Annotated in this window: 19 protein-coding genes; 4 read left to right on the top strand and 15 right to left on the bottom strand. The window is 47.8% G+C overall.

What is annotated here, in order from left to right; translation table 11 throughout:
• Nucleotides 1-52 precede the first annotated feature (52 nt).
• Entirely contained in the window at nt 53-997 is a 945-nt protein-coding gene (locus M3P05_RS06020) for an acyltransferase (protein WP_249698526.1), read from the top strand.
• Between the two features lie 56 nt (nt 998-1,053).
• Here the strand turns inward: M3P05_RS06020 and M3P05_RS06015 are convergent, their stop codons facing one another.
• The 3 genes from M3P05_RS06015 to M3P05_RS06005 form a co-directional block, all read right to left on the bottom strand.
• Nucleotides 1,054-1,629 (bottom strand): porin family protein, encoded by a 576-nt coding sequence (locus M3P05_RS06015; protein WP_249698525.1) that lies wholly within the window; start codon nt 1,627-1,629, stop codon nt 1,054-1,056.
• A gap of 114 nt (nt 1,630-1,743) precedes the next feature.
• Nucleotides 1,744-2,382, bottom strand: a complete 639-nt coding sequence (locus M3P05_RS06010) for an MBL fold metallo-hydrolase (RefSeq protein ID WP_249698524.1) — start codon at nt 2,380-2,382, stop codon at nt 1,744-1,746.
• A 2-nt stretch (nt 2,383-2,384) separates the two neighbouring features.
• Nucleotides 2,385-4,007 carry an NAD+ synthase gene (locus M3P05_RS06005; protein ID WP_249698523.1) on the bottom strand — a complete coding sequence of 541 codons (1,623 nt, stop codon included), beginning with the start codon at nt 4,005-4,007 and terminating at the stop codon, nt 2,385-2,387.
• 182 nt (nt 4,008-4,189) lie between these two features.
• Between M3P05_RS06005 and M3P05_RS06000 the strand changes: the two genes are divergently transcribed.
• Together M3P05_RS06000 and M3P05_RS05995 are read left to right on the top strand one after the other, a co-directional pair.
• Nucleotides 4,190-5,800: a sensor histidine kinase gene (locus tag M3P05_RS06000; protein ID WP_249698522.1), complete on the top strand. Its 1,611-nt coding sequence runs from the start codon at nt 4,190-4,192 to the stop codon at nt 5,798-5,800.
• A 3-nt stretch (nt 5,801-5,803) separates the two neighbouring features.
• Nucleotides 5,804-7,234, top strand: a complete 1,431-nt coding sequence (locus tag M3P05_RS05995) for a sigma-54-dependent transcriptional regulator (RefSeq protein WP_249698521.1) — start codon at nt 5,804-5,806, stop codon at nt 7,232-7,234.
• On the opposite strand, the gene M3P05_RS05990 is transcribed toward M3P05_RS05995, so the two are convergent.
• The 10 genes from M3P05_RS05990 to lspA all read right to left on the bottom strand — a co-directional run bounded on the left by M3P05_RS05990 (nt 7,231) and on the right by lspA (nt 18,053).
• A complete protein-coding gene (locus tag M3P05_RS05990; RefSeq protein WP_249698520.1) occupies nt 7,231-8,958 on the bottom strand; it encodes an EAL domain-containing protein in 1,728 nt (575 codons plus the stop codon). The two genes, M3P05_RS05995 and M3P05_RS05990, sit on opposite strands and share 4 nt — an antisense overlap.
• Before the next feature lie 89 nt (nt 8,959-9,047).
• Complete coding sequence (locus M3P05_RS05985; protein WP_249698519.1) at nt 9,048-9,521, bottom strand: type IV pilin protein; 474 nt, start codon at nt 9,519-9,521, stop codon at nt 9,048-9,050.
• A gap of 71 nt (nt 9,522-9,592) precedes the next feature.
• Entirely contained in the window at nt 9,593-9,913 is a 321-nt protein-coding gene (locus M3P05_RS05980; RefSeq protein WP_249698518.1) for a hypothetical protein, read from the bottom strand.
• A 2-nt stretch (nt 9,914-9,915) separates the two neighbouring features.
• Nucleotides 9,916-14,028, bottom strand: a complete 4,113-nt coding sequence (locus tag M3P05_RS05975; RefSeq protein WP_249698517.1) for a pilus assembly protein — start codon at nt 14,026-14,028, stop codon at nt 9,916-9,918.
• 35 nt (nt 14,029-14,063) lie between these two features.
• Nucleotides 14,064-14,609: a pilus assembly PilX family protein gene (locus tag M3P05_RS05970; RefSeq protein WP_249698516.1), complete on the bottom strand. Its 546-nt coding sequence runs from the start codon at nt 14,607-14,609 to the stop codon at nt 14,064-14,066.
• Between the two features lies 1 nt (nt 14,610).
• Entirely contained in the window at nt 14,611-15,723 is a 1,113-nt protein-coding gene (locus M3P05_RS05965; RefSeq protein WP_249698514.1) for a PilW family protein, read from the bottom strand.
• A gap of 13 nt (nt 15,724-15,736) precedes the next feature.
• On the bottom strand, nt 15,737-16,321 hold the full coding sequence (pilV, locus tag M3P05_RS05960) for a type IV pilus modification protein PilV (protein WP_249698513.1): 585 nt from the start codon (nt 16,319-16,321) through the stop codon (nt 15,737-15,739).
• Nucleotides 16,318-16,941, bottom strand: coding sequence for a GspH/FimT family pseudopilin (locus M3P05_RS05955; protein WP_249698512.1), 624 nt, complete (start codon nt 16,939-16,941; stop codon nt 16,318-16,320). The genes pilV and M3P05_RS05955 overlap by 4 nt, the downstream gene beginning before the upstream one ends.
• A gap of 125 nt (nt 16,942-17,066) precedes the next feature.
• Nucleotides 17,067-17,534: an FKBP-type peptidyl-prolyl cis-trans isomerase gene (locus M3P05_RS05950; protein ID WP_249698510.1), complete on the bottom strand. Its 468-nt coding sequence runs from the start codon at nt 17,532-17,534 to the stop codon at nt 17,067-17,069.
• A 21-nt stretch (nt 17,535-17,555) separates the two neighbouring features.
• Nucleotides 17,556-18,053, bottom strand: coding sequence for a signal peptidase II (lspA, locus tag M3P05_RS05945; protein ID WP_249698509.1), 498 nt, complete (start codon nt 18,051-18,053; stop codon nt 17,556-17,558).
• 127 nt (nt 18,054-18,180) lie between these two features.
• Here lspA and M3P05_RS05940 point away from each other — a divergent pair, with 127 nt between their 5' ends.
• Complete coding sequence (locus M3P05_RS05940) at nt 18,181-21,993, top strand: hypothetical protein (protein ID WP_249698508.1); 3,813 nt, start codon at nt 18,181-18,183, stop codon at nt 21,991-21,993.
• Between the two features lie 52 nt (nt 21,994-22,045).
• On the opposite strand, the gene ileS is transcribed toward M3P05_RS05940, so the two are convergent.
• Complete coding sequence (gene ileS, locus M3P05_RS05935) at nt 22,046-24,883, bottom strand: isoleucine--tRNA ligase (RefSeq protein WP_249698507.1); 2,838 nt, start codon at nt 24,881-24,883, stop codon at nt 22,046-22,048.
• Between the two features lie 104 nt (nt 24,884-24,987).
• Nucleotides 24,988-25,938 carry a bifunctional riboflavin kinase/FAD synthetase gene (gene ribF, locus M3P05_RS05930; protein ID WP_249698506.1) on the bottom strand — a complete coding sequence of 317 codons (951 nt, stop codon included), beginning with the start codon at nt 25,936-25,938 and terminating at the stop codon, nt 24,988-24,990.
• Between the last annotated feature and the right edge of the window lie 25 nt (nt 25,939-25,963).

Genomic DNA, 25,963 nt, shown 5'->3' with positions numbered 1-25,963 from the left:
AACCGGGGCTTACCCATAACAATTTAGAGCTGTCTCAAGAGCCATTTTGTTAATGCAGCACGACTGTAGTCTTTTCAGACAGCTTCTTAGAAAAACAGGGTTGTTTATGCTGGCTTTTCTTCCTCCTGTCGTACGGGGCATTCTTGCTACACTGTTTTTGATTCTCAATACAGTTTTCTTCTGTATACCTCTCTTTTTGACAGCCTTAATCAAGGCATGTATTCCCATTGAGATTATTCGCCTTGCCTGTAATCAGGTTCTCAATCTTGTTGTGACCCTGTGGATATATATCAATACCGGCCTGATAACCCTGTTTACCCCAATGAAAGTTGTGGTCACTGGGGATACCGATTTGCGTAAAGACAGATCCTATCTTATTACCAGCAACCACCAGACCTGGGCCGATATTGTGATTGTCCAGCAGGTTCTTAATGGGAAAGCACCATCAATTAAGTTCTTTCTCAAGAAGGAGCTGATCTGGGTTCCCATTCTGGGACTGTGCTGGTGGGCCCTGGATTTTCCATTTATGAAACGCTATAGCCGGGAATTCCTTGAGAAGCACCCGGAAAAGAAAGGGGAAGACCTGGAAACAACCCGCAAAGCCTGTGAGAAGTTCCAGGGTTTGCCGGTCTCTGTCTACAACTACGTTGAGGGAACACGTTTCACAGAAGCCAAACACAAACACCAGCAGTCACCATTTAAACACCTTTTGAAGCCTAAAGCTGGCGGTATCGGCTTTGTGCTTGGCGCAATGGGTAATAACCTGCAGGACTTTTTGAATATTACCCTTAGCTACAAGGGCAAAACTCCAGACTTCTGGGATTTTCTTTGTGGACGCTGCCCTGAGGTGAAGGTTCATATTGAGAAAAGCAGCATCCCTGACAAGTATCTGGGCAGGGATTACCTGAGAGATGACGACTACCGCAAGGATATTCAGAGCTGGGTTAACAAACTCTGGGAAGAGAAAGATCGGCGGCTGGAAGAAATGGAGTCTTAAACCTATTACTACCCGTTCATGAATATTTGCTGCCGGAAAACCGGCAGCAAATATTATCAGATATCCAAACGCAAACCTGCTGTAAACCCTCGCACCGTTTCTTTGTTTTTCATATTCATATCCAGGTCATAAACTCTGTAGCCTGCCTGAATACTGAAGCCTGTCAGCACATCAAAACGCACACCTGCTTCCATATCCTGAAAACGGCTGTCACTGCTTCGACCCAAATCAACCCGAGCATAGCCGTACGTGGGAAGTGCTTTGAAGAACTCTGCCTCAGCATTGACCATCGGCACAGTATCGCTGAACGACTGCCCCTTAAGCTCACCGTTATTAAACCTTCTTAAACCAGCGCCAAGATCTACACTGACCATGTCATTATCGAGCAACTCGTAATACCCATAGGCATCATAAGACTTGAAGTTCAGTTTCTTATCATCGACTTTGCCAAAACGTACAGCAGCGTTAGGAAGAAGAGGAATAAAGTGCTCAAACTGGGCGTAACCAGTCTGGAAAGCACCAAAGTCTGAAGTAGCCCAGTAGTTATATCCTGCCGTAGCGCCCAGAACACCTGCCTGAGTCAATGAAGAGACAGCAGAAAGAATGGCAGCAGCAGTTAATATCTTTTTCATGGAAGCGGAGTGTCACCAGCAAAAAGGCAAAACTATAGTTTTGATCAGCAGGTAAGTATGTGCGTTTTTTAACAACATCCTTCCCCTAGAAATTGAGAGTTACAGTTAACGAACTCAGCCCCTGACAACTACATTGCCCCGAATTTCTTCACCAATTGTGGTGCTCGGTCCATGGCCAGCTACCACCACCGCCTCTTCATCCAGCGTGTACAGGCGGGTTCGAATGGACTTTTCAATAGTCGCATGGTCACCGCCCCATAAATCCGTACGCCCTACAGAACGGCGGAACAGAGTATCCCCGGCAATCAAAAGTTTCTGATCTTCAAACCAGAAACTCATGGAACCAGGGCTGTGGCCCGGCGTGTGCATGGCCACACCATTGCAGCAACATAGCTGCTCATCATCTTTCAGCCAGAAGTCTGGATCGGGAACCGGAGTATATGGCACGCCGAACATACGACACTGCATCTCCAGACTGTCCCACAGGAACTTATCATCCGGGTGCAGATAGATCGGCGCGCCGGTTTTCTCTTTCAGCTCCCCACTGGCCAGAAAATGATCCAGATGGGCATGGGTATGGATCAACGCCACAATTTCCAGACCACGAGCCTGAACATATTCCAGAATCTTGTCCGCGTCACCACCTGGATCAATCACCATACCTTTTTTGGTAATGGGGTCACCGATAATTGTACAGTTACAGCCCAGTGGTCCTACCGGAAATGTGTCTCGAATCATGGTCATTTGTTCCATATTTAAACCCCTGGACGCCAGCCATTGGTAATTGGGTAGCGACGGTCCTTACCAAAGCCCCGGGATGTAATACGAACCCCAACCGGTGCCTGACGGCGCTTGTACTCGTTAATATCCACCAGCCTCAGGATGCGATAGACCTCATCACGATCAAAGCCCTTGGCGATAATGGCTTCGGCACTCTGGTCCTGCTCGATATACAACTCCAGAATGGCATCCAGAATATCGTATGGAGGCAGGCTGTCCTCATCAACCTGATCCGGTGCCAGTTCTGCTGAAGGCGGACGATCAATAACCCGCTGAGGGATAACCGGTGAAACTGTATTGCGATACTCTGACAGACGGAAAACAAGTGTTTTAGGAACATCCTTCAGAACATCAAAGCCACCAGCCATGTCCCCATAAAGAGTGGCATAGCCAACAGCCATCTCACTCTTGTTGCCGGTGGTCAGCACCAGATAGCCTTTCTTGTTGGAAATGGCCATCAGCATCACACCACGACAGCGGGACTGCAGGTTCTCTTCCGTTGTATCACGGCTGGTTCCAGCAAACTCCTCTGACAGAGTCCCCATAAAGGCATCGTACATATCCTTGATAGGCAGCTCTTTATAAGAAACACCAAGCGTTTTGGCTTCTGCAGCGGCGTCTTCCTTACTGATCTCGGCGGTATACTGGAATGGCATCATGATCGCTTCTACGCGATCAGGGCCCAGGGCATCTGCCGCCACAGCCAGGGTCAGTGCGGAATCAATACCACCTGATAACCCAAGAACCACGCCCTTAAAGCCGTTCTTGTTCACATAATCACGAACACCCATGACCAGGCTGTCGTAAACCCGTGCTTCAACTTCTTTAAGAGGTGCAGTTTCCCCTTTCAGGAACTGACCGGACTCACGATCAAACTCAGCCAGAACCAGGCATTCTTCGTGTGTCGGTGCAGAAACAACAACTTCACCATCACCATTCATGACAAACGAGCCGCCATCAAAGACCAGCTCATCCTGACCACCTACCTGATTTACGTAGACAATAGGCAATCCGGTTTCACTGCAACGCTCACGCAGAACAGCATGGCGTTCATCCAGCTTGTCACAGTGGAAGGGGGAAGCATTAAGATTGAAAATAAGCTGGGCACCGGATTCTTTCAGAGCCGCTGCCGGATCTTCAAACCAGATATCTTCACAGACTGTCAGACCGGCAAATACGCCGTTGCAGTCATAGGTCACTGCCTCGGAGCCCGGCTTGAAGTACCGCTTCTCATCAAACACCCGGTAGTTGGGAAGATGCCACTTGGCGTACTCGGCAATGATGGCTCCATCACGAATAACAACAGCCTGGTTTTCTAGCTCTTCGTTATTTCGGACAGGTACGCCAACAACCATATCTATACCGGATACCTGAAACAGAATATCCAGACCTTTGTTGATACGCAGGTCGAGGCTGGGGCGCAGCAGCAGATCCTCCGGCGGGTACCCGCAGAGGGAGAGTTCAGGAAATACCACAACATCCGCCTGATGATTATCGGATGCCTGCCGGGCTGCATCAGCAATCTTGCGGGCATTACCTTCAATATCACCCACCAGCAGATTTAATTGCGCTATGACGACGCGCAGTGTTGCGGCCATGTACACCTCAGAAGAACAGCATTCAAATGGCGGGTATTCTATTAAATCCCCACCGCTATTGCCCAGTGTTGATAAAGAAAAGTATGGAAAAAGATTATCTAGGGCCTGTTTGTTATGAACAAAGCACAGTCTGGGCCTATGACTTATCATTGAAAAGATAATCAGGCGCAAAGGAACGCCCCTTGTTACCGGCAGCAGCACCAGACTCTTTCAGCTCCTTGCAGGCTCCCGAAAAGAACCTGCGGCTTTATCGTTTATACAATATCTACCGAGTCTGCCTTGGACTCGCTTTATCCTATGTTGCCCTGATCCCGGCTGAATCTTCCCTATTCAGTAATGCTGGTCTTGGAAGCACTCTGCTTTTTTGCCTGATCTATACAGGTTTGCCCTTCTGGGACCTGCTAATTACCCACAAGCAGCCTGGGCTGACTCATGTCCTGATCGTCACCTGCCTGGATATCATACTGCTCAGCGTCCTGCTGATAATGGGAGAGGTGAGTGATAACAGCCTGACCAACCTCCTGTTTATCCCGATTGCCCTCGGCAATGCCCTGATTCAGGGAAGGCTGGGGATTCTTCTGGCAGCGGTTGCGACACTCTGTCTTTTATCAATCCACTACCGTCAGGAGTTTTCCAGCGAAATTTATGACCAGCTGGATGCAGGCCTCAAAGGTTTCCTGTTTTTCTGCTGGGCGCTGATGATACAGAGTTATAATTTCAGACTTCGAAATACGGAAGTTCAGGCTCTGCTAAATCAGTCTCAGGCTGTCGATCTACAACAACTCAGTCAGAGTATTATTCAGCATATGCGAACCGGCATTCTGGTTTTAAAAGAACCCGATAATGTCATCATGATGAATCAGGCCGGTGCTGAAATACTCGCCAGCTCTTTAACCCAAGGGAAGTTGCACCAGATATCATCCACTTTGCTGGAGGTTTACCGCAGATGGCAGTTCAATCCGGCACTGAAAGTCGAGAGTTTCCAGGCAGAGGGACATAATCAGAATATTCAGCCCGAATTCACCCACCTTCATTTTCAATCCAGCTCCTATGTATTGATTTTTCTTGAAGACAAGGCCTCCCTCAACCAACAGGCACAGAAGCTGAAACTGGCCTCGCTGGGCCAACTAACAGCCAGTATTGCCCATGAGGTTCGAAACCCTCTTGGAGCTATCAGTCATTCGGCCCAGTTATTGGCAGAAACAAATGCTTTACCTGAAAGTGATGGCCAGTTAGTACAGATCATTAATAAGCACTGCCACCGTATCAACGATATTATCGAAACAGTTCTGCAGATTTCTCGCAGAGAATACTGGCACCCGGAAGTTATCGACCTTAATGGCTGGCTAAAGCAATTCATCGGCGAAGAACACTTTAATGGTTTTCCAGAGCCATCCATCATTTTTGATTCTGAACAGGAAAATCTACATACCTGCTTTGATCGCCGGCACCTATGTCAGGCAATGACCAACCTGTGCATCAATGGATTGAGATACAGCCAGCAGAACACAGGTTCAGCCACCCTCAGAATATCATCAGGATCAACCGAGTCGGGCCACCCCTGTTTGGAAATAACTGATCAGGGGCCTGGTATCCCTGAAGATCAACGGAATGAAATCTTTAACCCGTTTTACACCACTGAAATCCAGGGAACGGGGTTAGGGCTTTTTTTGAGTAAAGAGCTCTGTGAAATCAATGGAGCTAATCTGGAATTATTGGAACCTCAGAATGAACAAGGCTGTACATTCAGAATTTCCTTTGCCCTCCCCGATCGAAATTCAGCAGGGATATAATCGATGGACTGCCCACGCATACTAATAATTGATGATGAACCTGATATCAGGGAACTTCTGGAAATCACCCTCGGCCGGATGAATATGGATACATTTTCCGCCGGTTCAATTTTCGATGCTGAAGCTGCTCTTCAGAATCCACACTTTGACCTCTGCCTGACTGATATGAAACTTCCTGATGGCAGTGGTATTGATCTGGTTCGCTTTATTCAAAAACACTGCCCTCAGACCCCTGTGGCGGTTATTACCGCTTATGGAAGCATGGATACAGCTATATCAGCTCTAAAGGCAGGGGCATTCGACTTTGTTTCAAAGCCTATTGATCTACCTACACTCCGTGATCTGGTTCACCAAGCATTGAAGCTTTCCCAAAAACCCAAAACACAGAATTCCTTTTCATCTAAATCTGAGCTTTTGGGAGCAGATTCTTCAATAGTTAAACTAAAAAAACAGATACATAAAATAGCTCGCAACCAGGCTCCCATCTTTATTTCGGGTGAGTCAGGAACGGGAAAAGAAGTGGTTGCAAGAATGATTCATGAACAGGGTTCCCGTCACGATCAATCATTTATTCCGGTGAACTGCGGCGCGATACCTGCTGAATTGATGGAAAGCGAGTTTTTTGGGCACTGCAAGGGAAGCTTTACCGGAGCGGTAAGAGATAAAATTGGACTGTTTCAGGCCGCCAGCGGTGGAACTCTATTTCTTGATGAAATTGCAGATCTGCCACTTCATATGCAGGTGAAATTGCTTCGGGCTATACAGGAGAAGAAAGTACGGCCTGTTGGCAGCCAACAGGAAGTACCTGTTGATGTCCGTATACTGAGTGCCACTCATAAGGATCTGGTTAAGGAAATTCAGCGGGAACGTTTCCGGCAGGATCTCTACTACCGTGTCAATGTCATCGAGTTAAAAATCCCTCCTCTTCGTAACAGAGGGGAAGATGTACTTAGGCTGGCAGAACATATCCTCAACCGGCTTACTGTGGATTATGGCTGTGCACCCGCTGATATGCCGATGCTATCACAGTGTGCCTGTGAAGCGTTGAGAAGCTACTGCTACCCAGGCAATGTCAGAGAACTTGAAAATATTCTTGAGAGAGCATTTACCCTGTGTGAGAACAAAAAAATCTATGCCTCTGATCTCCATCTGCCTACTACTCAAGTACAAGAAGATACTGGTGAAATATCACCGCCACCCAAATTAAGGGACACACCGCCTAAGGTTAAGCCGGAGCTTTCTACTCCCAGCCCAGAATCAATTAATAATCTGGAAGATTATCTGAAAGGAATGGAGAAGCAGGTTCTTTTGCAGGTTCTGGAAAAAAAACGGTGGAACAGAACAGCAGCGGCAAAACAGCTGGGTATCAGTTTTCGGGCATTGCGTTATAAGCTGAAAAAGCTTGGTCTGGATGGGTCTGACGCTAATGCTTAACCGGAGGTGAAATCGTAATCCATATCCGGTTTAGGTTTTTGCAGGAAATACCCCTGCACAAAATCTGAACCGGTACGCCATACCTTGGTCATCACATTCGGGCTTTCTATATTGGGTACGATAGTTTTTTTTCCCTGACCTTGAAGCTGCGAGATCATATCCTGGAAATCTTTCTCTTTCTCAGGCTGATCCTTCTGCAGCTCATCGGTGAGTTTACCCGACAGTTTCACGTACTCAGTGGAAACACTCTGGGCAATACGCATAGGATTTAATGTTGTACCGAACTGGCACAAGCTGGTCTGGCAACCGATTTTTTTGAATCCTTTAATCAGTTGATGAGCCCGCTCTTTGTACCGGACCATATTTTCTTCCGAGAACTGAAAAGCCAGCTTCTCAGGTTGAACCTTGGTTTTCTTAATAACAAGGAAAAGCCAGGGCAGGAACTTTTTATCCTGAATAGTGGCAGCACTCAAATGTAAAAACAGATGGATTTTCTTTTCACGATTTTTGGGATCAAACAGTTTTTTAATGGTTTGAAGAATTACCCACTTATCAATTTTTTCAGCCAGCTCTGTTTTATCAATTGCACCAATAAAACGGCCTGCAGGAACTTCTTTACCGCCAGGATCCATCACTCGCAGTAAAACATCATAGAGTTCCTCTGTTTCACCACTCAGACTGGCCACGGGCTGAAATAAGAGCCTAAATCCATTATTATCAAGGGCATGTTGTACCAAGGCGTGAGCATCCCCTTCCCTGGCCTGCCTTTCGAGATCCGCCTGAGGACAGTAGACATCAAACTTGTTAAAACCCAGTTCAGTGGCATTTCCCAATAACTCTTCAACTCGTGCCATAACGTCATCCGTACTGGCAATAGAGTACTTCAGAGGTACAACAGCCATTGAAATACCAACCTGAAAACTACGATCAGCAGTATCAACAAACAGCTGATCAAGCCCTTGGGTTATTTTGGTTGCTATATCTTCCGCAGAAATATCTGGTGAATTATCCAGAATATGGAAGTATTTATCCTCAACAACTTCACAGACAGCACCACTGTTTAGATGCCTCATGAACTCTCTTTGCAGGGCATCCTGTATGACGACCTCATTGTCTTTACCATACTTGTAGCTGAGGGCAACCCAATCCATTACCTCTACAACAAAGAACACTTTGTTCTCGCGATTCTCGGCTGTAGAAGTCAGACATTTGCTCACTTCAGTTAGAACAGATGGAGTAGCAGACTTATTGCTATCAGGCTCTTCTATAACTTCTGGTTCTTCAACTGAATCAGATGAAGCCGTCTCTGAAGCAGTTTGTCCTAAACTGGTTTCGTTGTTACTGACTCGATCCGCTTCACGTCCCATCACCAGTTCCAGATGCTCATATTGCCCATCAACAACAACATCCCTGATACCGAATTTCATCAAATTTACAATTTGATCTGGAGAATATTCTGGAATAATGGCCAGACAGGGAACGTCAGCTTCTTTGGCCTGACAGAGCTTTACAGCCTGCTCAACAGAGATACTGCCAGAGTCGCTTTGCCAGATTATTACCTGATCAACTGGCTGGCTTTCAAGTAACTGCGTGGCTTCTTCATGGGATGAGGAGCTGAGCACATCACAGGTCATACCCGCATTTGCCAGATATTCTGACAGCGGCTTTACCTGTTCAAGCGACTTGTTCAGAACAAGTACTTTTTTGATGTGTTTACCAGACATGTCTACAGCTTCTGATAGGCAATAAAAAAGGCTCTATCCAGAGTTTAGAGCCTGATAAACAGTTTCTGATGGCAGGTAGTCAGCGGAATCTACCAACAGTCTCCCGCTTCAGCACGGGCCCCGGTCGAGCCTTTGACGCCCCGGCTGTCCATATAAATGCATGTGCAGTCTGCATCACTGGACTGGGACTTACTGGCAACAGGCTGGGCGATGATAGTGTAGGATCCGGTGGCGTCAGTATCGCTGGACACATCGCCACAGTCAGAAATACCGCTGCCACTGTGGCCTGTGAATGAGGCCAGCGTGTAATACCCTTCTGATGAGGTGGTTCCCCCCAGTGAAGCCATATTATCGGAATAGCGGTGCAGGATGGCGTAATTTCGTTCTTGAGCCATAGCTATTCTCTGTATCGCGATATGGGCATCCGAACGGTTAGCCTTAACCACATGTTGTCGGTATGAGGGATAGGCGAACCCAATCAGAATGCTGAGTATCACCATTGAGATAAGTAATTCGATAAGGCTGAATGCCCCAATACGAGGTACTGCTCGTTGTATTGCCATGTAACACCCCTACTTCCTTGAACTGCTTCTAAAAAGGTGTAATAAAACCAACGACGGGCAAAAGTTTCTGATTAGTGAGTTTCTGCCTGCTTTATGAGGGAGTATGGCCCATGAATCAGGATCCGTGAGACGGAGTAACCATCCTCACTGAAAAGTGACACTCTCATTCCAGGCAGTAAAGAAATAAAATTAGAAAGTTTGTGATGCGTCTCCAAGCGTGATCTAGCGGCGACGGGATAACTCTTTTCCTGCCCTTTAATAATGAGATTGCCTGTTTTTTCTTCGAATGCCAGTAATTTGCCAGTCACCAGCTTTGATTCACCGGCAACACTCAATGATGTCAAAATTGATAACATCAGACCCGCTATCCATTTCCCAGCTCGCAAAATCATAGTCACTCTCCCCTTAGCTCTCTCCAGGATTGTCTCCCAAGGCTGCTGCTCCCGACATTCTCATCAATTTTGTCAATCCCTCCTTCGGACCCACTGATATATTTACACTCCACTCCCGGAGCACAATCCATAATGGATGGCGTTTGCACAATTTCATCAATAAGAATCCCTCCGGGAGCCTGGCAGTTTCCAGATGGGCAGTATACTGATGGGTCAACCATGCCCCAGGCACCATAGTCCACATCGCTGCCATCAAACTCACCATCCTGATTCAAGTCGAAGGGAGGTTCGTTCAAAAAAGAACCATCGGCAGCATTCAGCTCCATTAGCCAGCTTCGCCCCCCCCTGTCGCAGCTTGAAAGTGAAGGCTGCAGGGTTGTAAAAATAATCCGGCCATTACGCAAAATTGAATCACTGACCTGTTTTTCACCCCTGTTATCACTTAGATAAACCATGTCAAAACGCCACCCTCTATGAGGGACAGCCCCACCATTACAATTTCTCCAGCAAATGGAATTACTCGACGTTAATCGGAAAGTGAAACCACTGTCACTGGTATTTCTCAGTCCATCACCATTGGTATCCTGTGGGTACAGTTTCACTTCTTGGAGAATGGTTTGCTGTAACAGTTCTGAGCTGGTAATTGATGCATTGAAACTGCTGTTATCCCTCGTATCATCCCAGATACCATAGAAACTTTGTGTTGCCTGCCCTTCGTTTCCATTATCAGTAATTTCGATATATTTCCCGGTGCCAAAATAAATCATGTAACCCGACTCTTCAGGATGGCGCCCTACAGCCGGAGCAACAGTAATCGGGCGGGTACTTCCAGCTGCAAACAATGGAATAGGACTTCCTCCAGAGCTGTAACCTACTCCCCAGTTGGAAGGATCTGAGGAGCTGACATCAAATTTCCACAAATTGCCTTTCAGATCACCGGCATAAACCAGATCAACATCACCATCACTATCGGTGTCCACTGCTGTCGGGCTGGAAAGACCGTTAGGGTCGCCTGCAGTTCCCATTTGCGTATCCAGCTTCCCTCCTACTGCCAGAGGCTGCCCGGTTTCTGCATCAAGGATAAACAGAACGGCTTTGCCGTCATCACTGTTATATCCATTAGAGATGATAACGCCCCACTTACCGGTCGAGAGCTTGACTATCAGGGGTTGACCGAAGAAATACCCCATATCGGCATCATCATCAGAACCAAACTCCCACATAAACAGGTTGCTTGCCTTTGACTCTGAGAAACTGGCTGGATCAGTAACATCCAGAGCATAGACCGCTCTCCCCCCCGTTCTTAAGCTGCCTGCCAGCATGGTTTTCCAGGAGCAGCTCGGATTACCAACACAGGCATCACCGATACTGATTTGTCCATCCACAAAGAAATCATGGGCATATCCGGAATCTGCCAGCTTATAAATGCTCTTGGCCATTTCGAAAGGAACATAAGCAAGCTTTTCCACACCTGTCTCAGCATCAAAACCGTGGAGCATGCCGTCGTTACCACCGATGTAGACCATCTCCGCCCTTGATAACCAGTTAGAGCGAAATGTTAGATACTCTGGATCAAGATAAGAGGCTGTTGGCGGCCCAACATAAACAGGGTCTGAGTGAGCCAGGTCCCCAAACTTGGAACTTCTGGAGCGAAAACCATATTGCCGGGTTTCAGCGTACTCACAGGCTTTGACATTACCAACTGAAGAGTCGCCAAACTCATCATCAGAACAATTAACCGAACCCGCTACTTCTTTGGAATTGTAATTACCACTAATACCGTAACGAACAGTTGTTGTTCCCGTCACTGTACAAACATCTCCTTCTGAGGCACAACTTTTCCAGTCAGTTAGAACAGCGTCGGATTCGTTGGCAGCATCGCCGCGAAGGTAGTCAACAAGAGCTTCGACATAATCATCAACATCCCCCTGGATTGCCAGTAGACTTCTCCCGTCTTTTAGTCGGTCAACATAGGAAGATGAAAGAGTGTTACTACCAGCATGCCGAAAGGGAACACCAACCAGATTATTACTAGCATTCTTATCACTGGTAATGATAACCCGGTTATTAGCAGCCCTTACGTCCAATAGAGAAGCGGCCTGCCAGGATGGTGGGTTCAAAATCGACCCATCAGGACCAAGGGGGTGTGCAATAAGATCACCTGTCCAGCCCGCACTGTTGAAACGGGCCTGATAGACATGACTATTTCCTCGCAGACTTCCGGTGTTTGTTGCTACAGATGAAGCAGAGCTTATTCTCTCATTAGCTCCCGCCAGCGCATTTTTTAAACCATCAACAAGTTCCTGTGGTGTTCTGGCAGAACTGAACAAACCTTTACTATTAAAGGCTGCATGCCACAAGTCGTTAATTTTATTTGGACTACCCCAGTAATACGGATTTCCCCAGTCATCACTCTCTTTGAGTTGAACACCACTGACATCAGGCCAACCGTCGTTGTCGGTATCATTTAATGAACCATCTACACCAAATGCCACCGGAAATGTGACCAGATGCTGATGAACAGCAGGATCTACGGGAGATATAGGAACCTTGTCATCAAGATCTGGACGCAGGTCATTTGAATAATAATAGTGAGCAACATCAGCAACAGTCTGTGAATAAGGGTCGCCATCTTCATTACCAATAGAAGAGTTATATAAGCTACCAGTCCAATAGCCATCAGTGAACAAAATAGAAAAATTTTGCTGACACTCTTCAATAATTGGAGCATCACTACCTGTTTTTTTCAGATAAGAACCAACTGTATTCAACCCTTTTGCCAACGGAGTACTACCTAAACCTCTATTACGAAGAAACAGGTCTGCCAGTAAACTATCATTATGAGCCGGTATGTCACTGTTATTTTCTGGCGCATTCATCAGCATTGATGTATTGTTAATAACCCCATAGGAATAGCGGTAATTTGGAAATGATTGCACCAGCTGACTGATTGCTCCACTCATAACAAACGAACGCCGACGTGAATATTGATACCAGTTAGCATAGTTCTGTTGTATCTCTGCAACCTTTGAAGAATCAGTGATATCAGGAAGACGATTCTCTCGTCTTACAACATTCCGCCCCAGATCATCATCAAAAACTTCATAAGAGACTTCTGTTCGGGTAACAGCTGAGGAGTTAATCTGATACAGGGTGTGGCTGTCCCAGATATCGATCATGCCATTCCCTGATGTATCAAAGCTATCTGCATTTCGTACCGGACCACCAGAAACATCCGTGAACCCTTTGTCATCCACTGCTACCGCATAAAATGATCCAGTCAAATCAAGTATTGAATTATAACCTGCACCTCCTGATAAACCATGAGCCCTCGCAGCGGTGAATGATGCGTTGGGGTCACTAGCCCGCCACGGCTGGTAATTCATACTGGGGTCATAATACATGACATTCATATCACTTGAAAATAGCCGCCAATCCCCCCACTCATCATAAAAATATTTGGTATCCCTTATACTGAAATCACTACTGAGTGCTGTAGCCCAGTAAGCATTGTCGTGAGAATAGATATAGAAATACCTCTGCCAGGAGCCGTTTGGATAAATATAACCATTTGTTCGAAGGTTCCCACAGCTTTGGCTAGGCTCATTCGTTTTAAAGATTTTGAAAGATGATATTGAGTTATCAAATCCATTTGTCAGCCGAACTTGATCTGTAGAAAAATCTGTCGTTGTATCTGTGTAGCTTCCTCCCCTATAAACTCTTACGCCATAACCTGGCTTTAGCCTTACGGACGACCATACATCATGTCGGTATGTTGGAGCACCGCCAGTCCATGCGTCTGATTCTATGAAACAGTTTTTTGTACCTGTATAGTTTTCGTTATCATAAAAACAGACCTTGTAATCACCACCGGGATCACTGGTAATTTCATTCGATGTAAAGGAAGGAGCAAACACATATTGGTAGGCACAGGAATCATAATGCCTGAGATTTAATAGATCCACGTCCATCGAGCCGGAATCATCCAGCATCATCACAATATTGGGCACAGATGCATTTAGAAGAAAAAGTGGCGTATTAACAAAATCCAGTGCCTTTGCATAAACACCAAAACAAAAAGTAAATAATATTGATAAGTGTTTTGAGAGTTTCATTTCCTTTTCCTCCCACCTGATTATCTTTTTATTGATCAATTCGTGTGACGGACAGCATAAATACTTTGAAGAACAGCCAGCGACCGGTTTTTTTTATAATCTTCATTATTTCCATCATTAAGATAGCGTTCATAAGCTGGATCTGATCCCCTTGCAGTGATTCTGTAATAAGTCAAGCCAGAAGGGTTGCCATTACCCACTGCCAGGCTGTCTGCGATAAACCGCCAGTACTGAACCACCACTTTTACAGGGTATTCTGACCCATAACTTGGTTTATCATTCCAATAATCAGAACTGTGATAATCAACGAAGCCAGATTCAACAAAGATATTGTTAGCAGTCAGTGACGTCGTGGCAGCATCTTGGGTAGTGGAACTCTCCAGAATTTCCTCAGCCAAGCGTAAACCTGTTTCAGCTGACTGAAAAGCGTGGTTCTGATCACGAAAACCTTTGCTGAGATACATATCCAGCATTGAATGCTGAATGCCATCGGTTCCAAGCAATGTCAGCAACAATAGTAATACCATTGCTACTATCAGGGCTGCCCCACGCTGCTTTCTTTTTCTTTGAATATATTTCATTTTAAGGCCCCGGCGCTCCCGTTATTGTTAACCCCAAAGCTCTATTTCTAAGTGCGACTGTTGTTGTATACTGACGCCGTACGTGCTTATCCTCTGTATTTTCGGGAGAATAATTGTTACCAAAATAATGAAAATCTGAGCCAACAGGCACGGCGTTATCGGCTTCTGTTTCCACCAACAGGAATATTCGGATACTGATGACTTTTGACCAGTCACTGACTTCACTGGCCTCCACGTAACGGTTAGCAGAAAGCTCCGAGTTCGTGCTCTCTCCATAAAGAAACTGCAGATTTAAAACTCCAGGTAACACTTCCACAGCATTTTTGAAGCTGCCGTCAGCGTTAATATCTTTCCGATAGAGGGATGGTCGATCACGCGTTGAGGGAATATCCAGATAATACATGCGCCCCTGCAACATCACCGCCTGGGACTGACTCATACTTGTCAGCTGAAGCGATTGGTCATTAGTATTGGCCGGGTCAAGTATGACCGTGCCTGAAGACTTGAAACTGTCCGCCTTCACAAGAATGTTTCGGGCACAGTCACTCACTACCAACAAACGCTCCTGATCGGTATCTCCTGCTTCAGGGAAACCAGTCATGGTAGATGGATCAACATTCAGCTGTGTTTGTGTAGCACTGGTAATTTCCATCACATAGGGTTCGGCAACCCAGAGTTCTAGAACATCATTCCCCCGAAGGATATCGACACCGGTTCCTTTATCGGCAGCCGCATGGGGCTCCCAGCTTGTGGTATCAAACCCCCCTTCCGAAATGCTGTAAATGCCAAGGGATGCCTTAAAGTCCGTACCTGCATAACTCCATCCCCGGATGCCCAGCTGTGGCTGCATCCAGCTGCCACTGAGATTGACAGCCTGAACCATGGACTGGGCATCACTGGAGACACAACCTTTATACCCTGACATACGGATATCTTCGGAAAGAATTTCCAGAGCCAGCCGCCCCCGCTCTTCAATACGGGACAGGCTGTCTCGGGTTAAAAAGCTCGACCGGCTGTTCAGCAAAACACTCAAAGCGCCATACAGAAGCAATGTGCCGATCAGGCTTGATATCATCATTTCTATCAGCAGTGAGCCGCGCTGTAATCTAAGCATCCCTTCGCCCTCCCTATGGCTCAAAGGCCATCACAAGATGACCATCAGATTCAGAGGGGTTTGAAGTCAGAGTGATGTTGCCATCACGATCCGGGTCCATATCCCAGACGATATGAATCACATAGGTATCTCCTGTGCCATCACAGGAACCGGGTATTACGCTGTCAGGATCTCCATAATAATCAGCAGGGTCCTGACTTGGTGAGCTATCCAGGCAGACATATCCTTCAGCATAAGGAAGAGTTCGGGCAACAGACTGGCTCCACTCCCAAAGATCATGGTCAGCCAGTTCCTGTGGAGTGCAACCGGCAGTTATAAGGCAGTCACTGTTCTCAACTCCGGCAGAACCTCCAGATATATTGAACTGGTATTGTCCCGCATAACCTGCTTCCGTATTCGCCCGCACACGATCTGCCAACCCCTGCGCCAGTGCCAGTGCCTGGCCATATTCCCTGCTGGTTTGATGAGTTTTGAGCGCCATAGCCTGCATCCCTGCTACTCCCAGCAGACCAACTGATAAAACAAACAGGGTGATCAGGTTTTCAATAAGATTAAAACCCTTGAGATGTTTTCGAGAAGCACCACTTACCCTGCTCATGCTGCACACTCCTGTTTGGCCGTTGCGCTGTCTTCCATTCGTGTTCGCCCACGCATGATGACCACCTTCCCTCCAAAGATGACACCGTCATCATTGCGCACACAGAACAGAGCGGATGGATTGGTGGGGTAACTGTTACCCCGGGACATAAAGCGGATATACTTCAGAACACTGCCGCCCGTACTGCCCCCCATAATGACCTCAACATTCTGACCAATTTCATCAAAGGTTTTCAGAAGCACATCACCATCATCTTCATCGATTGACGTCGGGGTTTTTCCCCTGTCTACAAACAACAACCACCCTCTGCTCCATACTGCAGACTCTTCATCACTGTCAGCTATTCCTGAACTGTGGCAGCTCAGTGAATTCAGCACTTTGGGGCAGAGAACAACATCTGTTTTACGAACGATGGCTTCGGCGCGGGCAAAGGAAACCAGACTGCGAAAGTTGCGGAGATTGGATTCAGCTTTATAACGGGCAACGGTATCCGTCAGCATGGGAACGCCCGCCGTAAGAATTATGCTGAATAAAGCCAGAGTGAAGAGCAGCTCCAACAGGGTAAATCCGCTGAAGTTGACTGGCGGTCTCTGTGGTGGTGCTGTCTGCCTGACTGGCATTAGGATTCCTCCCTGATACCCAAGCTCCGTTTTAATTCAGACTAGACAGTGATTTTTGATAGCAGATTTACCGGGCCAAGGAGCCGATAACCGGCTCCAATCAGCAGATAAGCGGGTGACCCGGATTATTGAGAAGAGGATACGGAGAGAATTTTTACTTCGAAGATCAACGTTTTTCCAGCAAGAGGGTGGTTAAAGTCAACAGAAACCATGAGATCATCAAAGCTCTGGATCATCCCGGGCAATTCTCCCCCGGCAGGATCAGCAAAGGAGATAAGCAAACCTTCCTCCAGAGTCATATCAAGCGAAAAGCTATCTCTGGCCACTTGCTGAATGTTGCTGGGATTATGCTGGCCAAAAGCATTTTCCGGATGAACTTCAAAGCTTTTATGTTCTCCAACCTGTAGCCCCAAAAGACAGCTCTCAAAGCCTGGTGGAAGGTTGCCATCGCCAACTGTCAGAGTAGCGGGCTTACCATCAAAGTTACTGTCAACCGCATCTCCATTTGCCAGTTTCAGGGCAAAATGAAGAGAAACCTGACTGCCTGCCTCAATCTTTAAGGTACTGCTCGGGACACATTCTTCAACTGTCATCGTTATTATCCTTGGTCAGGTTTACTTCTTGTTCGCCTCTGGATGAATCAGCATATCCAGAATCATCAGCCCGGCTCCAACCGTGATGGCTATATCAGCTAGATTGAAAGCCGGGAAGTACCACGAGGTCTTGTAATGAAACAGCAGGAAATCAACAACATGACCGAGGGCTACACGGTCAATAACATTCCCTACAGCCCCTCCAAGAATCAGGGCAAAGGCTGCAGCCTGCATTTTCTGTTGCTCACTCAGTCGGCTCATCCAACCCAACAGCATAATGCTGACAGCAGCAGCTACTCCGATAAAGAACCACTTTTGCCAGCCACCGGCATCACTGAGGAAGCTAAAGGCAGCCCCCTTATTAAAAGCAAGGGTCAGGCTGAAGAAGTCCGGAATAACAACAAACTGCTCATACAGTGAGAAATTTCCAAGAAACCAGTGTTTGCTCAGCTGGTCAGCGACAATAATCAGCAGGCTCACGCCCAACCCTGACCAGAAAAGAGGCTTGCTACGTATCATACTTGCCCAGAATCCATTGAGTTCCGGGCTATTTTAACCTTGGGATCCAATAATCTCCCATGTTTAAACCACAAAAATATCGCAATCCTTGTGCCATATTAAATAAAAGTCTTATGAGACCCTCACCATGGATGGACCGAGTACACCGACTGAAGGTTCCTCTCCCAACATTCGACTGCCTGGAAGAAGGTTTTCCAATTCTCCCAGGCATCGCCCTTTCAGTGCCCGCAGTGGTTCCAGAACGGTTCAGGAAGCACCACCAGCAAACTATTTCAGGCACCCTGTGGTTCTGAGGCTGGAACTGAACCGCCGGCTGGGAGACCGGTTGATCAACAAGCTTAAAAGCGCAGCTCTTTCAGGCCCTCAAACGCTATTTAACAGAGAGCTTGGCCAACCCGACAGCCGGGAAGCACTTAATAATGCTTCGACACTTCTTGACCTTATCTCTGATGAAGATACTAACCAAGAAATCACCGCCAAGCTTCAGCGATTCCTTACAGGCCCCGACATTTCTTCTGATAAGGCTTTGGAGCTCAAGCGCCTTATCAATTTCATCTCCAACATATCTCCTGATGATGAACTTTCGCCCTGGGGGCAGGAGTTCCTGCAAACCTTAACAGATGAATTTGACGGCCGTGCTGTCTCAATTTTTCTGCAAACCCGGTTTGGTCAATTTGTTCTCGAACAGCTCAAAAACTCCATGCCTATTGACGTCGAAGATGAGAAAAAATTGCATCTTGGGCTCAAACTGATTCAGACCCGGCTGGAATCGCGCCCTGATTCAGCCCCAGATGCATCTCTGGTAGAGTATGCCAGCCTATACTTGGGAGACGATGTTGATCTAGACAAACCTGAACACACAGAACCTGTTATTAAACTGACACTTCAAAATATCCTGGCCAGCAGAATTGAGGCAGAGGAGAACGACTTCAGGCTTCAGGAAAACCTGGAAAACATTCTGGATGGCATTAAAGAAACCTACCCGGACGAAGAGCAGATTGAATGGCTTTACTATTACCTGAAAGTTGACCCCGAACTCAGGAATTTTCTCGACCCAGAGCTTCTCCTCACTCCCGACCCACAGAAACTGGGGAACTACCTGCTCGGCGATCATGAAGAAGTTTCGCAGCTTAAGAAGCTTGTGAGAAAAAATGCTCTGGAAAATCACAAAAAGGAAGACGCCGAGCTGATAAAAGCCCTTGATGGGGCCACGTCCGGCAATCCAGCATCATCTCCAAGCCCGGCAAAACTGTACTGGATGCTGGAAACCATTGAAAAAAATCCAGAGTACAAAAAGCTGATCGACTTTTCCCAGCTCATGTCTGAAGACTCCGGCAAACTTATGCACTACCTGTGTAGCGGTCGGAAAGAAATATCCCAGCTCAGGAAGCACCTGGCCAAGCGACTGCAAAAATGCGGGAAAGATATTGATGAGTTGGACACGATCATCACTTCGATATCAGATACCCCAGAATCGGCTCTGGACGTTAAACATCTTGCTGAAGTCAGTAAGGCTATCGGAAAAGCTCAATCTCACTGCGGGGCTGACCCTCAGGTACAAACACTTGGCCTTTTAAGAGATCACCTTGATTACCAGATTTTAGAGCACACAAAAGAAAAGTTCATTCAGGAAATGCGGCAACAGCTTAAGTATCTCGAGGAGAGTGGCAGCAGCAGGGTGATTACAATCACCACCGGCATTGGCGCTGCGGCGGCCGTTGCCGGCGTAAAAGGAATAGCTGCCGGTGCCAAATTCACTTATGAGTTCAAGGTTGTCAAAGGTGATGATGGCCGTACCCGGGAATTTCACATCGGCACACCTTCAATTTCTGCCAAAATCGGTGATGGCAAGGTTGTCTCCGTGACTGCTTCCGGAGCCTATTCAGGGGCAAAAGGCCGGGTATTCAGAAGTACGGAAGAATTTATTCGCTTCCACAGTAATGACTTTGTTCCCGTACTGATGAGCAGTATGCAGAAAATTCCCGGAAACACCAAAGGATCCATCGACAGCCGCAGGGCAGAAAGGCTGCATAGCCACATCACCGCTGACAGACAACTACTCTCCCAGCGTCTGGCTGAATTAGGTGTTATCCATCCGGGAGACCAGGTGCGTGTCAAACAGTCCAAGCCTGTAAACTATGCTGATTTTACCCAGCACAGTATCAGCGGAACTTTAACAGTCAGCGCACTCGCCGGAGTTCTGGAAGGCAATATAAAACTGCAGAACAGATGCACCAACTTTCGTACTCGCACAAATCTCCGCCAGATGTTACAGCACAATCCGGATAAAGCCTTTCCACCTCATATAGAGTACCTTTCATTCTGGGCAAAAGCTGATGTGGCTGATGTGGCTTACTACAGACACCTTCAGGAAAGGCTCACCAGCTCTCCTGGAGACAACCCCTATCTTGATACACCGCAATTTGCTGCCAAAGTCATTGGACAGTTCAAAGAAGAAGATTGCGTCGTCAGCAAACGACAATCTGGCGATGAATGCATTCAGTGGTTGAATATGAAAGCACGAGACCTGTCTTCACATATTTTCGGTGAAACATCTGCAAGTTCATCACCCAGTCAACAAAAGAGAGCCAGAAAGAAAAGACTTGAGATCAGGGAACAGGTCAAAAGTTCCATGATGGATCAGTTTATGGAAAGGGATATGTACTACTTCACGGTCAACGCGATGGAGGGGCATATCGGTGAAAAGTCACCACAGAAATATTTCCATCAGGCCAAGCACAGTATGCAGGCACCCTACAAAGCCCATGATCGTGGAGAGTTTATTGCTGCCCATACTTACACTTTTCACTTTTTGAAAAAGCTTTACGAGAGCACATTCCTGCCAGGCGAAACACCAGTTTCCGACGATGCCATTTTCTTCCAGGTATTACAAAACTATCTGGAACCCTCTTTGGATAATCCACAGCTTCACTTAAGTAATGTCAAGCACGTTCGCAAAAGTCTGACAGCGTCCAGCGTGGCCAAAAGCACCGAAAAATCAGTATCCGGTGATTTAACTCTCTCAGTCCCGGTTCAGATCCCGGGGTCTCATACTCCTCAAGCCAGCTTGAGTTTAAAAGGCGATTTTTCATTCATAATTATTGGACAGAATGTAAACCCCGACAATGACGGTCTGTATTTTAACGTTGGAGTTACATTAAACGCTGGGGCTTCACCAACATTAATCGTTAAAGCCCTGGGAACAGCACTGGAAAAACTAAAAGGTCAGCGTATCGAGGACACCACAATCCCGGAAATATCTCTTGCAGAACTGGCTCCCGACCTTTCCGGGTTAAGTGCTCAAGCAGGAGCAAGGCTGGAATTCAACTTTGTGAAAAGGCGTAAAGACTGGTGTCTTCAATATACTCGTCTCCTGGGCAAAGAAAGCGTTGGCCTGGCACTTCCCGCCGTAGGGATTCCAATAGGCCCTTTAGTAGAAACCAATATTGAAGCTGGAGCCTCAGTAGACACCACCAAAAACTGGTATGAGCGGCCGGGTAACAACACCATTACCTATCTTCAAGCCAAATACAATGGCTGGCAGGCTGGCAACATGATCAAGATGCCTTCTTATCATGTTGATCCTTCTGATGAAGAATACATGGATAAGATGAAACAGAGTAATCCGTTTTATTCCTATTGCCTGACTCACCGTAAGGCTATATCGGAAATGCTGGTCAATCTGGCCGACCCTGAAAAGCGAGCTAACGCTGAGCTGATTGAAATGTTCAGCGAGATTGACACCTTGGCCTCAACAGGCTTTCGCGAACACTTTTCCGAACAACTCAAACAGTATGCGCGCAGCCCTGACCCTAACTCGAAAAACTTCAAAATCATGGTGCAGCAGTTTGAACAGTTACTTCGGGTTTACCATAACCGCTATCTGGAAACAGCTCGTAAACGTTACCGGCCAAATATCAAGAAAGGTCGCGTTATTTAAAGGCAAAAAAAACACCGGCATTTAGCCGGTGTTTTTTTATCAGACGGCCAGGTTATGCGTAGTAACGCACTTCACCTTCACCTTCTACATTAGTCACGCAGCGACCGCACAGATCTGCGTGCTTGTCGTTGGAGCCAACATCCTCACGATGATGCCAGCAGCGCTCACACTTCTCGCAGGCAGACTTGGCAACAGTCACTTTCAGACCGGCAACTTCTGTCTCAACAGCTTCAGCAGGTGCATCAGCCAGAGAGTTCAGGTCAGCACGGGAAGTGATCATCACGAAACGCAGTTCGTCACCCAGCTTCTCCAGCTCAACCTTCAGTTCATCGGAAACGTACAGAGCTACGTCTGCCTGCAGACTGCCACCGATAACGTTGCCATTACGGGCATCTTCCATCGCCTTGTTAACAGCAGTCTTAACGGCCATAACCTTGTCCCAGTACTCACGTGACAGGTCAGCTTCACCCAGAGCCTGCAGACCGGTGTACCATTCTTCAGTGTGAACAGTGTCACCACGCTGACCCGGCAGAACCTGCCAGATTTCATCCGCAGTAAAGCTCAGGATTGGCGCAATCCAGCGTACAAACGCTTCCATGATATGGAACATGGCAGTCTGGCAGCTGCGGCGGGCCAGGCTGTCGGTCTGAGTGGTGTACTGGCGATCCTTGATGATATCCAGGTAGAAGCTACCCAGATCCAGGGAACAGAAGTGATGAACCTTCTGGTACACGTTCAGGAAGTTGTAGCTGTTGTAGTTAGCCAGAATCTCTTCCTGCAGTTGCAGGGCACGGTCAACCGCCCAGCGATCCAGAGGCAGCATATTGTCCCAGGCCACAACGTCAGTATCAGGATTGAAACCACTCAGGTTGGACAGCAGGAAGCGGGAGGTGTTACGAATACGACGGTAGCTGTCTGCTGCACGCTTAAGGATATCGTCAGAAACGGTCATCTCAGTGGTGTAGTCAGTGGCAGAAACCCACAGACGCAGAATATCGGCACCCAGGTTGTTCACTACCTTCTGAGGCGCAACAACGTTACCCAGAGACTTGGACATTTTGCGGCCGGTGGCATCAACAGTGAAGCCGTGGGTCAGCAGCGCCTTGTAGGGAGGTACGCCATTCATGGCAATGCCGGTCTTCAGGGAAGACTGGAACCAGCCACGGTGCTGGTCAGAACCTTCCAGGTACAGATCAGCAGGTGCCTGCAGCTCTTCACGACGTTCGCAAACTGAGCGGTGGGTTACACCGGAGTCGAACCATACGTCCAGAGTGTCAGTGGTCTTAACATAGTTACCGGCATCTTCAGCGGGCAGAATATCTTCCACATTCAGATCAAACCAGGCATCCATACCTTCCTTTTCAACCAGTAGAGCAACCTTTTCGAACAACTCGGCAGTCTGTGGGTGCAGCTCTTCAGTATCCTTGTGGATAAACAGAGTGATTGGCACACCCCAGGTACGCTGACGGGATACACACCAGTCAGGACTCTGACCCAGCATGGATTCCATACGGTTGCGGCCCCAGTCTGGAGTAAACTCCACATTGTTCAGGGAAGCCATGGCGGTATCCAGAAGGCCTTCCTTGTGCATGCTGACAAACCACTGAGGAGTGGCACGGAAGATCAGTGGAGTTTTGGTACGCCAGCAGTGTGGGTAGCTGTGGGTCATTTTGGCCTGGGCCAATACACGACCATTCTCTTCCAGTACCGCAACAACCTTGGGATCCACCTTGTAAACGTGCTCACCGGCAAACAGCTCAACCTGTGGACGGAAAGTACCGTGGTCATCCAGGTAGTTCAGGGTTTCAATGCCGTACTTCTTGCCAACATTGAAATCGTCCACACCGTGGTCAGGAGCGGTGTGAACACAACCGGTACCGGCATCCAGAGTGACGTGATCACCCAGGATAACGGGCAGCTGCTTGGCATAGAAAGGATGGTTCACCTTCAGGTTTTCCAGCTTGGCACCCTTGGTGCGGCCAATAATGCGGTAGCTCTTTTCACCAGAAGCTTCCACACCATAGCGCTCCATGGCACCTTCCAGCAGACCTTCTGCCAGAACCAGACGGGCAGGCGCGCCATTGATCTCACACTGCACCAGCGCGTAATCAATACCTTCACCTACAGTAACGGCTTGAGAAGATGGCAGAGTCCAGGGAGTGGTGGTCCAGATAACAACAGCAACTTCACCTTCGCCCTGCTCTTCCATATCGAAAGCAGCCAGCAGCGCAGCTTCATCAGCAGCAGAGTAACGAACGTCAATCTGGGTGGAAGTCTTGTCCTGGTATTCCACTTCGGCTTCAGCCAGAGCCGAAGCACCAACCACACTCCAGTAAACTGGCTTATAGCCTTTTACAAGGTGGCCGTTCTCAGCGATCTTGCCGAGGGAGCGGATAATGTCTGCTTCGGTTTCGAAGTTCATGGTCAGGTAAGGCTTAAACCAGTCACCCTGAATACCGAGACGGATAAAGTCCTTGCGCTGGCCATCAACCTGTTTAATCGCGTAATCACGGCACTTCTGACGGAAGGTTTTGTAATCAACCTTGGTGCCAGCCTTGCCGATTTTGGTTTCTACCTTGTGTTCAATAGGCAGACCGTGGCAGTCCCAGCCAGGAATGTAGGGAGCATCAAAGCCACTCATCGTCTTGGACTTGACGATAATATCTTTCAGAATCTTGTTGACCGCATGACCAATGTGAATATCGCCGTTTGCGTAGGGAGGGCCATCGTGCAGAATAAACTTGTCACGACCGGCACGAGCCTCACGAATTTTCCCGTAGAGATCCATCTCCTGCCAGCGCTTGAGCATGTCAGGTTCACGTTTTGCCAGGTTGCCGCGCATTGGGAACGCAGTGTCCGGCAGATTCAGCGTATGCTTATAATCGCTCATCAGTCGTTTACCAAAATACTATTTTTCTCAGTCCTGTGCTGCTGATTCAGCACAGGGCTGTTTCAGCTCAAGGCCGTTCAAATGTTCCAGACAGTCGTCCGGAACTACTTCACATTGGTCGCGGCCGGAGCGGTCCCGGCCAGCATAGCCCGTGCCCGGGCTATATCATTTCCGATGGCCCGTTTCAGGTCATCGAGTTGAGAGAATCGTTGTTCTTCACGAATCTTCTCAACAAATTCCACTTGAATACGGCGGCCATATAGATGCCCATCGTAGTCAAGGATATGGACTTCCAGTCGTTCACTGGCGCCAAATACCGTTGGGCGTGTGCCGATATTAGCAACCCCGTTATAAACCGCTTCAAGCCCATGCACCTTTACGGCATAAACCCCCTGCACCGGGGAGTGTCGTCGCCCTATACGCAGGTTGGCAGTCGGGAAACCCAGCTGTCGGCCAAGTTTCTGGCCATGCAGCACACGTCCGGAAATACTAAAAGGGTGCCCCAGTAGCCGTCTGGCTTCTTCGAAATGGCCATAACCCAGCAGCTTGCGAATGCGGGTGCTGCTGACCCTTTCACCATCCACCAGGACAGTGCGGGTATGAGCCACGGTAAAATCGAGTTCTTTTCCGGCTTCTTCCAGGCTGGCAAAGGAGCCACTGCGGTCACAGCCAAAGCGGAAATCATCCCCCACTACTAAATGGCGGATTCCGAGTCCATCAACAAGAATCTGCTGAATAAACTCTTTGGCGGTCAGGCTTCTGAATGCATGGTTGAAAGCCAGGCACAAGACCTGGTCAATACCTGCTCTTTCCAAGGCTTCCAGTTTATCTCTGAAAGTCTGGATACGGGCAGGCAGATTCTCTCGGGAGAAAAACTCTCTTGGTAACGGCTCAAACACCATAACGCAGCTTGGCAGTCCAGGCTCACTGGCCCGTTCACGTACCTGGGTGAGAATATCTTGGTGACCGAGGTGTACGCCGTCGAAATTACCAATCGTGGCAACACACCCTTTATGTTCATCCCTGATGGCACCGGGCCCTCGAATCAACTGCATCCAGAATCACTCGCAGAACGAAACG

Source organism: Parendozoicomonas callyspongiae, from assembly GCF_023502345.1.
GTDB classification, from domain to species: Bacteria; Pseudomonadota; Gammaproteobacteria; order Pseudomonadales; family Endozoicomonadaceae; genus Sansalvadorimonas; species Sansalvadorimonas callyspongiae.
Note: the sequence above shows the minus strand (reverse complement) of the source record. Positions and strands in the feature narration are given on the sequence as shown.

Bases quoted from the DNA above. Each gene is read 5' to 3' on its own strand.
- M3P05_RS05950 (WP_249698510.1), bottom strand. From the start codon at position 17,534: ATGACAGTTGAAGAATGTGTCCCGAGCAGTACCTTAAAGATTGAGGCA.
- M3P05_RS05955 (WP_249698512.1), bottom strand. From the start codon at position 16,941: ATGCCAGTCAGGCAGACAGCACCACCACAGAGACCGCCAGTCAACTTC.
- M3P05_RS06010 (WP_249698524.1), bottom strand. From the start codon at position 2,382: ATGGAACAAATGACCATGATTCGAGACACATTTCCGGTAGGACCACTG.
- M3P05_RS06005 (WP_249698523.1), bottom strand. From the start codon at position 4,007: ATGGCCGCAACACTGCGCGTCGTCATAGCGCAATTAAATCTGCTGGTG.
- M3P05_RS05980 (WP_249698518.1), bottom strand. From the start codon at position 9,913: ATGATTTTGCGAGCTGGGAAATGGATAGCGGGTCTGATGTTATCAATT.
- M3P05_RS06020 (WP_249698526.1), top strand. From the start codon at position 53: ATGCAGCACGACTGTAGTCTTTTCAGACAGCTTCTTAGAAAAACAGGG.
- lspA (WP_249698509.1), bottom strand. From the start codon at position 18,053: ATGATACGTAGCAAGCCTCTTTTCTGGTCAGGGTTGGGCGTGAGCCTG.
- pilV (WP_249698513.1), bottom strand. From the start codon at position 16,321: ATGAGCAGGGTAAGTGGTGCTTCTCGAAAACATCTCAAGGGTTTTAAT.
- M3P05_RS05940 (WP_249698508.1), top strand. From the start codon at position 18,181: ATGGATGGACCGAGTACACCGACTGAAGGTTCCTCTCCCAACATTCGA.
- ileS (WP_249698507.1), bottom strand. From the start codon at position 24,883: ATGAGCGATTATAAGCATACGCTGAATCTGCCGGACACTGCGTTCCCA.
- M3P05_RS05995 (WP_249698521.1), top strand. From the start codon at position 5,804: ATGGACTGCCCACGCATACTAATAATTGATGATGAACCTGATATCAGG.
- M3P05_RS05965 (WP_249698514.1), bottom strand. From the start codon at position 15,723: ATGCTTAGATTACAGCGCGGCTCACTGCTGATAGAAATGATGATATCA.
- M3P05_RS05970 (WP_249698516.1), bottom strand. From the start codon at position 14,609: ATGAAATATATTCAAAGAAAAAGAAAGCAGCGTGGGGCAGCCCTGATA.
- M3P05_RS06015 (WP_249698525.1), bottom strand. From the start codon at position 1,629: ATGAAAAAGATATTAACTGCTGCTGCCATTCTTTCTGCTGTCTCTTCA.
- M3P05_RS05975 (WP_249698517.1), bottom strand. From the start codon at position 14,028: ATGAAACTCTCAAAACACTTATCAATATTATTTACTTTTTGTTTTGGT.
- M3P05_RS05985 (WP_249698519.1), bottom strand. From the start codon at position 9,521: ATGGCAATACAACGAGCAGTACCTCGTATTGGGGCATTCAGCCTTATC.
- ribF (WP_249698506.1), bottom strand. From the start codon at position 25,938: ATGCAGTTGATTCGAGGGCCCGGTGCCATCAGGGATGAACATAAAGGG.
- M3P05_RS05990 (WP_249698520.1), bottom strand. From the start codon at position 8,958: ATGTCTGGTAAACACATCAAAAAAGTACTTGTTCTGAACAAGTCGCTT.